9 protein-coding genes are annotated in these 12,930 nt (G+C 69.0%); 1 reads left to right on the top strand and 8 read right to left on the bottom strand.

The annotated features are described in order from the left end of the window. Positions 1-70: 70 nt before the first annotated feature. The 4 genes from pyk to lgt are packed head-to-tail and all read right to left on the bottom strand — an operon-like array spanning position 71 to position 8,650. On the bottom strand, positions 71-1,519 hold the full coding sequence (gene pyk, locus AC4FS1_RS04455) for a pyruvate kinase (RefSeq protein WP_491153014.1): 1,449 nt from the start codon (positions 1,517-1,519) through the stop codon (positions 71-73). A 55-nt stretch (positions 1,520-1,574) separates the two neighbouring features. Beyond that, positions 1,575-3,041, bottom strand: coding sequence for a glutamate synthase subunit beta (locus AC4FS1_RS04450; RefSeq protein ID WP_491153012.1), 1,467 nt, complete (start codon positions 3,039-3,041; stop codon positions 1,575-1,577). After that, on the bottom strand, positions 3,034-7,611 hold the full coding sequence (gltB, locus tag AC4FS1_RS04445; RefSeq protein WP_491153011.1) for a glutamate synthase large subunit: 4,578 nt from the start codon (positions 7,609-7,611) through the stop codon (positions 3,034-3,036). The genes AC4FS1_RS04450 and gltB overlap by 8 nt, the downstream gene beginning before the upstream one ends. 55 nt (positions 7,612-7,666) lie before the next feature. Next, entirely contained in the window at positions 7,667-8,650 is a 984-nt protein-coding gene (lgt, locus tag AC4FS1_RS04440) for a prolipoprotein diacylglyceryl transferase (RefSeq protein WP_491153009.1), read from the bottom strand. Between the two features lie 86 nt (positions 8,651-8,736). Between lgt and AC4FS1_RS04435 the strand changes: the two genes are divergently transcribed. Then, complete coding sequence (locus AC4FS1_RS04435; RefSeq protein WP_491153007.1) at positions 8,737-9,282, top strand: DUF5655 domain-containing protein; 546 nt, start codon at positions 8,737-8,739, stop codon at positions 9,280-9,282. Here the strand turns inward: AC4FS1_RS04435 and AC4FS1_RS04430 are convergent. Genes AC4FS1_RS04430 through trpC form a run of 4 tightly spaced genes read right to left on the bottom strand, consistent with a single transcriptional unit; the run spans position 9,264 to position 12,929 of the window. Beyond that, complete coding sequence (locus AC4FS1_RS04430; protein ID WP_491153005.1) at positions 9,264-10,115, bottom strand: helix-turn-helix domain-containing protein; 852 nt, start codon at positions 10,113-10,115, stop codon at positions 9,264-9,266. The genes AC4FS1_RS04435 and AC4FS1_RS04430 overlap by 19 nt on opposite strands. Beyond that, positions 10,112-10,897: a tryptophan synthase subunit alpha gene (trpA, locus tag AC4FS1_RS04425; RefSeq protein WP_491153004.1), complete on the bottom strand. Its 786-nt coding sequence runs from the start codon at positions 10,895-10,897 to the stop codon at positions 10,112-10,114. Before trpA ends, AC4FS1_RS04430 begins: the two co-directional genes overlap by 4 nt. Further along, positions 10,894-12,156: a tryptophan synthase subunit beta gene (gene trpB / locus AC4FS1_RS04420; protein ID WP_491153003.1), complete on the bottom strand. Its 1,263-nt coding sequence runs from the start codon at positions 12,154-12,156 to the stop codon at positions 10,894-10,896. The genes trpA and trpB overlap by 4 nt, the downstream gene beginning before the upstream one ends. After that, the gene (gene trpC, locus AC4FS1_RS04415; RefSeq protein ID WP_491153001.1) at positions 12,153-12,929 is read right to left on the bottom strand and encodes an indole-3-glycerol phosphate synthase TrpC; all 777 of its coding nucleotides are present in this window, start codon (positions 12,927-12,929) and stop codon (positions 12,153-12,155) included. Before trpC ends, trpB begins: the two co-directional genes overlap by 4 nt. Position 12,930 lies beyond the last annotated feature (1 nt).

Raw genomic sequence — 12,930 nt, 5'->3', positions numbered from 1 at the left:
GCACGTCGGCATCGACCCTAGCGCACGCGCGCGATCGCCCCGCATCCCGGGCGCGCTCGCGCGCGGGACATCACCGGTCGGCCTGGTAGATCGGAGCCGCTCCGTGCACCGCGTCGCCCACGCGGTGCACGCGCAGGTCGTTCGTGGAGCCGGCGATGCCGGGAGGGGATCCGGAGATCACGACCACCTTGTCGCCGACCTTCGCCAGGTCGCGCCCGAGGAGGTAGTCGTCGACCTGGATGAACATCCGGTCGGTGTGGGGCACGTGTTCGACGAGCGTCGCACGCACTCCCCAGGTGAGCGCGAGGCGGCGGCGGATGCCCGGCTCCGGGGTGAACGCGAGCATCGGGATCATGGAGCGCAGGCGCGCGAGGCGGCGTGCGGAATCGCCCGACTCGGTGAACACGCACAGGAACTTGGCCTCGACGAAGTCGGCGACCTCGACCGCGGCAAGGGTGATCGCGCCACCCTGTGTGCGCGGCTTGTTCGTCAACGGCAGGATGCGCTCCAGTCCGTGCTCCTCCGTGGAGGCGACGATGCGGGCCATCGTCTCCACGACCACGACCGGGTACTCCCCCACGCTGGTCTCACCGGAGAGCATCACAGCGTCGGCACCGTCCAGGACGGCGTTGGCGACGTCGCTGGTTTCGGCGCGGGTGGGAACGGGGCTGGAGATCATCGACTCGAGCATCTGCGTGGCCACGATGACGGGCTTCGCCATCCGGCGCGCGAGCTCCACCGCGCGCTTCTGCACGATGGGCACCGCCTCCAGCGGCAGCTCGACACCGAGATCGCCGCGGGCCACCATGATCCCGTCGAACGCATCGATGATGCTCTCGAGGTTGTCCACCGCCTGCGGCTTTTCGATCTTGGCGATGATCGGGACGTGGCGCCCCTCCTCGCCCATGATGACGCGCGCCCGGTCCACGTCCTCGGCCGAGCGGACGAAGGACAGGGCGATGAGGTCGGCGCCGATCCGCAGGCCCCAGCGGAGGTCTGCTTCATCCTTCTCGCTCAGTGCGGGGACGTTCACGGCGACGCCGGGGAGGTTGATGCCCTTGTTGTTGGACACCATTCCGCCCACGACCACCTCAGTGGTGACGTCGGTGTCGTCGGCGGCGATGACGCGCACCCGCACCTTGCCGTCGTCGATGAGGAGGAAATCTCCCGGCTTCACGTCCTGCGGTAGGCCCTTGAACGTGGTGGAGACCCGTTCTTTCGTGCCCATCACATCCTCGATCGTGATGGTGAAGATATCGCCGGCGGCCAGCTCGTGCGGGCCGTTCTCGAACCGTCCCAAGCGGATCTTGGGGCCTTGCAGGTCGACCAGGATCGCGACCGGCTTGCCCGCGTCCTCCGCTGCCCTCCGTACGTTGGCGAAGTTCCCCTCGTGCACGGAGTAGTCGCCGTGACTGAGGTTCAGGCGAGCCACATCCACGCCGGCGTCGATGATGGCGCGAACCATCTCGTACGACGAGGTTGCGGGGCCCAAGGTGGCGACGATTTTGGCGCGTCTCACTGTGTATGTGCTCCAGGAGGAAGAAGGGGAGGGTGGTCGGGTGGCCTCGGCCAGCCTACGCGGGCTGCAGACCGATGGCGACATCGGCCGGGCGCACCGGCGAGGGCAGCGCGGTCGTGCCCATGAGGTAGCGATCGACGGATGCGGCGGCAGCCCGGCCCTCGGCGATGGCCCACACGATGAGCGACTGGCCACGTCCCGCGTCGCCGGCGACGAAGACGCCGGGAGAGGTGGTGGCGTAGTCGTGATCGCGTGCGACATTGCCGCGCCCCGTGAACTGCGCGCCGAGCTGGTCTTCCAGCTGCGGCCGCTCGGGGCCGGTGAATCCGAGGGCGATCAGCACCAGGTCGGCGGGGATCTCGCGCTCGGTGCCGCTCTTGGGGACGCGACGCCCATCCACGAACTCGGTCTCCGCGACGCGCAGCGCCCGCACTTCGCCGGAGCCGTTGCTGAGGAACTCCACGGTCGAGGCGAGGTAGGTGCGCTCACCGCCTTCCTCGTGCGCAGACGACATCTCGAACAGCGTCGGGGTCATCGGCCACGGCTGATGCGACGGACGCAGCTCGGGCGGCTGCTGGCCGATCGCGAGGTTCGTCACGCTGAGCGCCCCCTGGCGGTGCGCCGTGCCGATGCAGTCGGCGCCGGTGTCGCCGCCGCCGAGGACGATGACGTGCTTCCCCTGTGCGCTGATCTGCGAGGGCACGTCGTCACCGGCCACGGCCTTGTTCGACTCGACGAGGTACTCCATCGCGAAGTGCACTCCCTCGAAATCCCGGCCGGGGATCGGGAGATCGCGCGGGACGGTGGAGCCGGTGGCGACGACGACCGCGTCGTAGCGGCTGCGCAGGTCGTTCCAGGAGATGTCCCGCCCGATCTCGACGCCCGCACGGAAGCGGGTGCCTTCGTCGCGCATCTGGCGCAGCCGCGCCTCGAGGTGGCGCTTCTCCATCTTGAAGTCGGGGATGCCGTACCGCAGGAGCCCGCCGATGCGGTCGTCGCGCTCGTACACCGCGACGGTATGCCCCGCGCGGGTGAGCTGCTGAGCTGCGGCGAGGCCCGCCGGTCCGGATCCGACCACCGCGACGGTCTTGCCCGTGAGGCGCTCCGGCGGCTCGGGCTCGACCCATCCGCGCGTGAAGGCCTCGTCGATGATCGAGACCTCGACCTGCTTGATCGTGACCGCCGGCTGATTGATGCCCAGGACGCACGAGCTCTCGCACGGGGCGGGGCAGAGCCGGCCGGTGAACTCGGGGAAGTTGTTCGTCGCGTGCAGGCGCTCGATCGCCGAGCGACCCTCGCCCCGCCACATGAGGTCGTTCCACTCGGGAATGAGGTTCCCCAGCGGACAGCCCTTATGGCAGAACGGGATGCCGCAGTCCATGCAGCGGCCCGCTTGGCGGCGGACCATCGCGGGATCCGCGGCCTCGTAGACCTCTTTGTAGTCCATGATGCGCACGGGCACCGGCCGCCGCGGCGGAAGCTCGCGCTCCGTCGTCTTCAGAAAGCCCTTCGGATCAGCCACCGGTCACCTCCATGATGCGGTTCCAGACGACGTCGCCGTCCGGGTCGAGTCCCTCGGCCAGCGCCGCCTGCCGGGTCTCCAGCACCGCCGCGTAATCGCGCGGTACGACGCGCACGAAGTCGTCCGACTCCGCGTCGAAGTCGGCCAGCAGGCGCTGGGCGAGGACGGACCCGGTTTCCGCAACGTGCTCCGACAGCAGATCGCGCAGGATCTCCGCATCCCCCGCACCCAGGGGCCCGAGGACCAACTCACCGGATGCGAGCGCCTCACGGTTCACCAGCGCGCGGTCGAGCTTGTAGACGTAGGCGGTACCCCCGGACATCCCTGCCCCGAAGTTGCGTCCGGTCGCCCCGAGGATCACCGCGAGACCGCCGGTCATGTACTCCAGAGCGTGGTCGCCCACACCCTCGACCACGGCGGTGGCACCGGAGTTGCGGACGAAGAACCGCTCCCCCACCACGCCGCTGAGGAACATCGAGCCCTGCGTGGCGCCGTAACCGATCACATTCCCGGCGATCACGTTCTCGGATGCGGCGAACGTCGACGCGCGCGGGGGCCGGACGACGATCTTGCCGCCGGAGAGACCCTTGCCGACGTAGTCGTTGGAGTCGCCCTCCAGACGCAGCGTGATGCCGGCGGGCATGAAGGCCCCGAGGGACTGCCCGGCCGAGCCTGTCAGTGACACGTCGATCGAGCCCGACGTCAGCCCGTTCTCACCGTGCACGCGGGTCACGCGGTGCCCGAGCATCGTCCCGACGGCGCGTGCCGTGTTCCGGATGGGCATCTCGATCGCGACCGACCCTCCGTGGGCGATGACATCCTGCGCACGTTCGATCAGGGCGACGTCGAAGTGCTCGTCCAGTTCATGCTTCTGCGGGCGCTCGGAACGTCGCGGCTCGTCGTCGGCGAACTGGGGACCCTCCAGGATGGGGGTCAGGTCCAATCCGCTGGCCTTCCAGTGCTCGATCGCCCCGTCGACGTCCAGAAGTTCAGCGTGGCCGATCGCCTCGTCCAGGGAACGGAACCCCAGGGCGGCGAGGTACTCGCGTACCTCGGCGGCGATGAACTCCATGAAGTTCACGACGAACTCAGGCTTTCCGGTGAACCGCGCCCGCAGCACGGGGTTCTGTGTCGCCACACCGACCGGGCAGGTGTCGAGGTGGCAGACGCGCATCATCACGCAGCCCGAAACCACCAGGGGCGCGGTCGCGAAGCCGAACTCCTCTGCGCCCAGCAGCGCGCCGATGATGACATCGCGCCCGGTCTTGAGCTGTCCGTCCACCTGCACCACGACCCGATCACGCATGCCGTTGAGCATGAGGGTCTGCTGCGTCTCGGCCAGCCCCAGCTCCCAGGGGGTGCCGGCGTGCTTGAGCGAGTTCAGCGGGCTCGCACCCGTGCCGCCGTCGTGACCGGAGACGAGGATGACGTCCGAAAGCGCCTTGGCGACACCGGCGGCGACCGCCCCGATTCCGGACTGGCTCACGAGTTTGGTGTGGATGCGCGCGCTGGGGTTGGCGCGCTTGAGGTCGAAGATCAGCTGCTTGAGGTCTTCGATCGAGTAGATGTCGTGGTGGGGCGGGGGCGAGATGAGGCCCACGCCGGCCGTCGCGTGCCGCGTGCGCGCCACCCACGGGTACACCTTCGCCGGCGGAAGCTGGCCGCCCTCGCCGGGCTTGGCGCCCTGGGCGAGCTTGATCTGGATGTCGTCGGCCTGGGTGAGGTAGAGGCTCGTGACGCCGAACCGGCCCGAGGCCACCTGCTTGATCGCGCTGCGACGTTCGGGGTCGAGGAGCCGGTCGACGTCTTCGCCGCCCTCACCGGTGTTCGACTTGGCACCGATGCTGTTCATCGCGATGGCGAGCGTCTCGTGTGCTTCCTTGGAGATCGAGCCGTAGCTCATCGCACCCGTGGAGAAACGCTTGACGATCGACGAGATCGGTTCGACCTCGTCGATCGGCACCGCCGGCCGGGCGTCGGTGCGCAGATGGAACAGCCCGCGAAGGGTCTTCAGCTCGTTCGCCTGGTCGTCCACCAGTCGCGTGTACTCGCGGAAGATGTCGTACCGCCGCTCGCGGGTCGCGTGCTGCAGCCGGAAGACCGTGTCGGGGTTGAACAGGTGCGGGGAGCCGTCGCGGCGCCACTGGTACTCGCCACCGGTCCACAGCCGCTCGTGCGCGCGCACCGCCTCGTCCTCGGGATAGGCGAAGTCGTGGCGGGCCTGGTTCTCCGCGGCGACCTGCTGGATGCCGATGCCGCCGAGCTTGGTCTCGGTGCCGGTGAAGTACTTCCCGACGAACTCCTCCGACAGCCCGACGGCCTCGAAGACCTGCGCTCCGGCGTAGGACGACACCGTCGAGATTCCCATCTTCGACATGATCTTCAGCACGCCCTTGCCCAGGGCGTAGATGAGGTTCTTGACGGCCTTCTCGGGGGTGATCCCGGTGATGAAGCCCGCGCGCACGAGGTATTCGACGGTCTCCATGGCGAGGTAGGGGTTCACCGCGGATGCTCCGTAGCCCAGCAGCGTCGCGACGTGGTGGACTTCCCGCACATCACCGGCCTCGACCACGATGCCCACCTTCAAGCGGTTCTGCCGCCGAATGAGGTGGTGGTGCACCGCGGAGAGGAGCAGAAGCGACGGAATCGGGACCTGGTCCTTGTTCGAGTCGCGGTCGCTCAGGATGATGAACTCCGCGCCGTCCTCGATCGCCTCGTCGACCTCGGCGCAGATGGCGTCGAGACGCTTTTCGAGCGCGCGGCGTCCCTGATCGAAGTGATACAGGCCTCGGATGGTGACGGAGCGCCGCCCGGGAAGCGCCTTGTCGATGTTCTGGAGCTTCGCGAGCTCGTCGTTGTCGATGACCGGGAAGTCCAGGGTGACGACGCGGGTGTGATCGGGGCCCCAGTCCAGCAGGTTGCGCTCAGGGCCGAGACCGAGGCTGAGGGACGTCACGACCTCCTCGCGGATGGAGTCCAGCGGCGGGTTCGTCACCTGGGCGAACTGCTGGACGAAGTAGTCGAACAACAGGCGGGGGCGCTCGCTGAGGACCGCCACGGGCGTGTCGCTGCCCATCGCCCCGAGCGGTTCGGCACCGTTCTGCCCCATCGGGGTGAGAAGGATGCGGACCTCTTCCTCGGTGTAGCCGAACGTGCGCTGGCGGCGGGTGATCGAGGCGATCGGATGCACGATGTGTTCGCGCTCCGGCAGCTCGCTCAGCTGCACGCGCCCCGCATCCAGCCACTCCTGCCACGGCTCCATGTTCGCCAGGTCGGACTTGATCTCGCTGTCTTCGATCACGCGGTGCTGTGCGGTGTCCACCAGGAACATCCGACCCGGGCGAAGGCGCCCGCGGCGCTTGATCCGCGCCGGCTCGAAGTCGAGCACGCCCGTCTCGCTCCCGATCACGATGAGACCATCGGTGGTCTCCATCCAACGCCCCGGGCGCAGGCCGTTGCGGTCGAGGGTCGCCCCCACGAGGGTGCCGTCGGTGAAGATGAGCGCCGCCGGGCCGTCCCACGGCTCCATCTGCATGGAGTGGTACTCGTAGAACGCGCGCAGCTGCGGATCCATGTCCGGCTGCTTCTCGTAGGCCTCCGGGACCATCATCATCATCGCGTGGGGCAGGCTGCGTCCCGTCAGCGTGAGCAGCTCGAGCACCTCGTCGAAGGACGCCGAGTCGCTGGCGCCGTCGGTGCAGATCGGCAGAAGCGGGGTGATGTCCCCCAGCAGCTCGGACTCGAGCTGCGACTGACGCGCCCGCATCCAGTTGCGGTTGCCGTTGACCGTGTTGATCTCGCCGTTGTGGGCGAGCATGCGCAGCGGCTGCGCGAGCGGCCACGACGGGAAGGTGTTCGTCGAGTACCGCGAGTGCACGACGGCGAGTTCTGAGGCGAACCGCTCGTCCTGCAGGTCGGGGTAGAACGGCTCGAGCTGGAGCGTGGTGACCATGCCCTTGTAGCCGAGCGTGCGGCTGGACAGCGACACGAAGTAGGCGTCGAGCTCGTGACCGACGCGCTTGCGCAGGCGGTAGACCCGGCGGTCCAGCGCGAGCCCCGACAGTGCCGGGGCGTCCCCGACGGCCGGACGGGCGATGAACAGCTGCTCGAAGGCCGGCCGCGCCTTGTAGGCGAGCTTGCCGAGGTGCTCGGGGTCGACCGGAACCTCGCGCCAGCCGAGGACGACGAGGTTCTCGCTGTGGGCGAGCCGTTCGATGCCGGCCTTCTGCGCGGCACGTTCCTCAGCATCCAGGGGCAGGAAGGCCATGCCGGCCGCGTACTCGCCCACGGGGGGCAGGTCGAAGTCGACGACCTCCCGCAGGAAGGCGTCGGGCATCTGCGTCAGGATGCCGGCACCGTCACCCGTGCCCGCATCGGAGCCGATGGCGCCGCGGTGCTCGAGGTTGCGCAGAGCCGTCAGCGCAAGGTCGATGATGTCGTGCCCGGGTTCGCCGCGCAGCGTCGCGACCATCGCCAGGCCGCAGGCGTCCTTCTCGAATGCCGGGTTGTACATGCCCTGCCGGGGAGGCAGCGCTCCTCCGACGGCTCCGGAACGGGGGCTCGAGGCCATACCAACCGTCCTCACGTTGTTGCTCAAGATGGGACGACGTCGGCCCGGAAATTTCCTAACTCGTGACAGTGGTGCTTGTGGCGCTGCCGACGCGGTTCTCCGTCGCGGGCGGCTCGCTCACATCGACGAAGTCGTTGGGGTCGGTCGATTGTACAGCCCCTTTGCCCTTCGCCTCGCGACCGGGCACGTAGGGCGACGGCTCGTACCCCGGGTGCCGGCGACGCTGGACGAAGAAGAGCACGAGTCCGAGCAGAACGCCGGCGATCGCGGCCCACACGTTGGTGCGGAGCCCGAAGTAGATCTCGCTCGGATCGATCCGGATGGACTCCCACACGATGCGTCCTGCGCTGTACCAGATGAGATAGACCGCGAAGAGGCGCCCCCACTGGAGGCGGAACCGGCGGCCGACCCACAGGAGGACGGCGACGCCGAGGAGGTTCCAGAGAACCTCGTACAGGAACGTGGGGTGGAAGAGGGTGCCGGGCTCGAGCCCTGCGGGGAAGGCGGCGTTGTCGCTGTCGATCTCCAGTCCCCACGGCAGATCGGTGGGAAGGCCGAACAGCTCCTGATTGAACCAGTTGCCGAATCGCCCGAGCGCCTGGGCGAGGAGCAGCCCGGGGGCGATGGCATCCGCCAGTGTCCAGAAGCGGATACCGGTCCACCGGCATCCCAGCCACGCGCCCACGGCGCCGCCGAGAAGCGCGCCGTAGATGGCGATGCCGCCCTCCCAGATGCGGAACACCGCCCAGGGGTCGGCGCCCTCGCCGAAGTAGAAGCCCGGGTGGGTGAGCACGTGATAGATCCGCGCGCCGATGATGGCGAGAGGTACCGCCAGCAGCGCGATGTCGATGACGATCCACGGCTCGGCGCCGCGGCGGGTCAGGCGCGCGTTGGTCAGCAGGGTCGCGGCGATGATGCCCACGATGATGCACAGCGCGTAGAAATAGATCCGCAGCGGACCGAGCTGGATGAAGCTGATCTCGGGGCTCGGGATGCTGCCGAGCACGCCGCTGAGGGCGCTCGAGGAGGCGAACGTCATGCGAAAGAGTCTACGGCCGGTCGAGAATCTACGATCGCCATCCGTTTTCTCCTCGCTACGGTGGTGCGTGATGGGGGGTGAGGTGGATGGACCAGGCGACCCTGACCATGCTCGGTAACGTTCCGGAGAAGACCGGACGCACGCTGGACGAATGGTTCCAGGTGATCGACGGGACGGGTCTGGGCACACACGGCAAGATCCTCGGACACCTCAAGAGCGAGTACGCGGTGTCCCACGGCTTCGCGAATCTCATCGCGGCCCGCTACCTCGCGCGCGGTGAGATGCCGGCCTCGGACTCCGCGATGCTGGATGCGCAGTTCACCGGCCGGAAAGCGGCACTGCGTGGGCTCTACGACGCGGTGGCGTCGGCGGCCACGGGCCTCGGGGCCGACGTCGAGGTCGTTGTGAAGAAGACGGCGGTGTCCTTCCGGCGCGGTCGCCAGTTCGCCTACGTCGAGGTGCCGAGCGCGGCTCGAGTACGCGTCGGCCTCAACCTTCGCGGTGCGCCGCCCACGGAACGACTCCGTGCAGCCACGGGGATGTGCACGCACGCCGTTGACCTGGCCACCCCCGCAGAGGTGGACGACGAATTGCGCGGCTGGCTGCGCGACGCCTATGAGCGCGTCGGCTGACCCTCGGGAGGAGGGAGCTCCGACAGGGGGACGAACAGCGCGGCGTCGGGTCCGGAGGCGCGAACCCGCTTGAGGTACTCGCCGGGGGTCCAGCCCGTGAACCGTCGGAAGGCGCGGATGACGTCGGCGTGATCGTAGTAGCGCGAGCTCACGGCGACATCGGCCCATCCCGGCGTGCCGGATCCCAGCGAGCTGATCAGAGTGTGGAATCGCCACACCTGCGCATAGGCCTTCGGTGCCATGCCCACCGCGCCCCGGAACCGACCGATCAGCGTGCGGTGCGAGACACCCAGCGCGATCGCCAGGTCGCCGATGGGACGGGCCGGATCCTCACGGATCGCAGCCAGGACCGCGGAAGCGACCGGATCGGCCGGCACCGGCCGGTACGCGTCCGCCAGGCAGGTCACGATCGCGTCCAGCGCATCGCCTGGGGGAACCGGAGCGGAGCCACGGCGGAGCGCGGAGGCCACTTCGTCGATCCCGTCGATCACCGCGGCAGCCGGCTGTACCCGCCCCACGACCCGAGCCGGGCTGACAGCGGAGACGGAGCTGAGCGCGTTCGGCTCGAGCTCGACGCCCACGTGGCGGATCGTCTCGGGAAGCTCGGTGATCAGGTATTCGGCGTGCGGTCCGGAGATGAAGGCATCCGCGACGGGCAGCGGCGTTCTGTCACGGGTGAAGATGCGGTAGGGAGTGGAGAGGTTGACGATCAGGTGGATCCACGGGAGCGGAAGGATCTTCTCGTACGGCCGGGCACGTGGTGTCTCCAGGAACCAGACGCGGCGGACGGGCCCTTCCAGACCGGGGGGCGCCGACCGCTCGAGGTAGATCACCGCACGGTGCCGCCGGAAAGGGAACGCGCGGTTTCGGCGAGGCCCTCGAGTCCGCGGTCGCGGAGGGCGCGTACCAGCGCCGTGCCGACGATCGCGCCGTCGGCGTACTCCACCACGCCGGCCACCTGTTCGGGGGTCGAGATGCCGATTCCCACACACGCGCGCGTCGCGCCGTGTGCCCGGAGACGGCCGACGAGCGTCCGGGCCGCTGCATCCAGCTGGGCGCGTTCGCCCGTGATGCCCATCGTCGAGACGGTATAGACGAAGCCGGTCGAGGCCGCGGCGATCAGCTCGAGGCGTTCGTCGGTGGAGGTGGGCGCGGCCAGGAACACGCGATCAAGGCCCGTGCGCTCGCTGGCGGCGATCCACTCCTCCGCGTTCTCCGGAGTGATGTCGGGCGTGATCAGACCCGCGCCGCCCGCGGCCAGCAGGTCGTCGGCGTAGCGGTCCACGCCGTACTGCACCACGGGGTTCCAGTACGTCATGACGAGAACGGGCACATCGACCCTGCGCGTGATCTCCGCGATCGCGGGAAAGAGATCGGAGAGTCGGAAGCCGCCGGCCAGGGCCGCCTGCGTGGCCTCCTGGATGATGGCGCCGTCCATGACGGGATCGCTGTAGGGCGGTCCGATCTCCAGGACGTCGGCGCCGTTCTCGGCCAGCGTCACGGCGGCTTCGATCCCGGTCCGCAGGTCGGGGAACCCTGCAGGCAGGTACCCGATGAAGGCCCCCCGTCCTTCGGCATGAGCGGCGTCGAGGGCCGCGGCCACCCGGGAGGTCACAGTTCCACGCCTTCTCCGCTGGCGGCGTCATCCGCCGGCGGAACGTTCACGATCTCCGCCTGCTGCGCGTCGTACAGCTCGAAGTACCGGGCGGCGGTGTCCATGTCTTTGTCGCCGCGACCGGACAGGCACACCGCGATCACGGCGTCGGGTCCGAGGTCGCGACCGATCCGCAGAGCGCCGGCCAGGGCGTGGGCGGACTCGATGGCGGGGATGATCCCCTCCGTCTCGCTCAGGAGGCGGAGGGCCTGCATCGCTTCGTCGTCCGTCGCGGGGATGTACTCCGCGCGGCCGATCGATGACAGCCAGGCGTGCTCGGGGCCGACGCCCGGATAGTCCAGGCCCGCCGAGATCGAATGCGACTCGATGGTCTGCCCGTCCTCGTCCTGCAGCACGAACGTGCGAGATCCGTGCAGGACGCCGGGACGCCCACGTTCGATGGATGCCGCGTTCCGCGGCGTGTCCACGCCGTCGCCGGCCGCTTCCACGCCGTACAGGCGCACATCCTCGTCGTCCAGGAACGCGTCGAACATGCCGATCGCGTTGGACCCGCCGCCCACGCAGGCGAACACGGCGTCGGGAAGGCGCCCGACCTCGTCGAGCAGCTGGGCGCGGGCTTCCTCGCCGATGACCTTCTGGAAGTCGCGCACCATCGCCGGGAAGGGGTGGGGGCCGGCCGCGGTGCCGAAGATGTAATTGGTCGTCTCGACGCTGGCCACCCAGTCGCGGTACGCGTCGTTGATGGCGTCCTTGAGGGTGCGTGAGCCGGTGCGGACGGGGATGACCTCGGCGCCGAGGAGGCGCATGCGCGCGACGTTGAGCGCCTGGCGCTCCGTGTCGACCTCGCCCATGTAGATCGTGCAGTCGAATCCGAACAGAGCGGCGGCGGTCGCTGTGGCGACGCCATGCTGACCCGCGCCGGTCTCGGCGATCACCCGTGTCTTGCCCAGGCGCTGGGTGAGCAGCGCCTGGCCCAGGACGTTGTTGATCTTGTGTGACCCCGTGTGGTTGAGGTCTTCGCGTTTGAGGAAGACGCGGGCGCCACCGGCGTGCGCCGCGAACCGCGGCACCTCGGTGATCGGCGACGGGCGTCCGGCATAGCTGTGCAGCAATCGGCGGAGTTCGTCCAGGAACGCCGGGTCGGCCATCGCCGACTCGTACACGGCCGTGAGCTCGTCGATCGCGGCGATGAGCGACTCGGGCATGAACCTGCCCCCGAAATCGCCGAAGAACGGTCCGGACTGGTCACGAAGACTCATGAGGATGCTCCCAGAAAGGCCCGTAGCGTCGCGACGGGGTCGCCGGTGACCAGGGCTTCTCCCACCAGGACAGCGTCGGCTCCGGCGGCGCGATAGTGCGCCACGTCGGCGGGGGCGAGCACAGCCGACTCGGCGACCTTGATGGCGTCGGCCGGCACACGGTCGACGAGGCGGCCGAACAGATCACGATCAAGCTCGAACGTCGACAAGTCACGGGCGTTGATCCCGATCACGCGTGCCCCGATGTCGGAGGCGCGAGCGACCTCGTCCGCCGAGTGGGCTTCCACGAGGGGTGTCATCCCGAGGTCCAGAACGAGCGCGTGCAGGTCGATCAACACCCGCTGCTCGAGCGCGGCCACGATGAGCAGCACCAGGTCGGCGCCGGCGGCGCGCGCTTCCAGCACCTGGTACGGGTTCGCGATGAAGTCTTTCCGCAGCACCGGAAGGGCGACCGCGTCTTTCACGGCCTCGAGGTCGGCGAGACTGCCCTTGAAGCGACGTCCCTCCGTGAGGACGGAGATGGCGGATGCGCCGCCTTCCTGGTAGAGCGCGGCCTGACGGGCCGGGTCGGGGATTTCGGCGAGATCTCCGCGGGAGGGGCTCGCGCGCTTGACCTCGGCGATGATCTTCACCCGGTCGGCGGGTGCCAGGGCGGCCAACGCGTCTCGCGCGGGAGGCCGATTCAGCGCGTCGCGTTCCACCTCCGCCAGCGGACGAGCGACGGCCCGCGCAGCGGCGTCTTCCACAGCGCCGGCCGTCAGGTCGGCGAGCATG

The organism is Microbacterium sp. Z12_35 (assembly GCF_058310475.1).
This window is presented reverse-complemented; position numbering and strand designations above follow the sequence as displayed.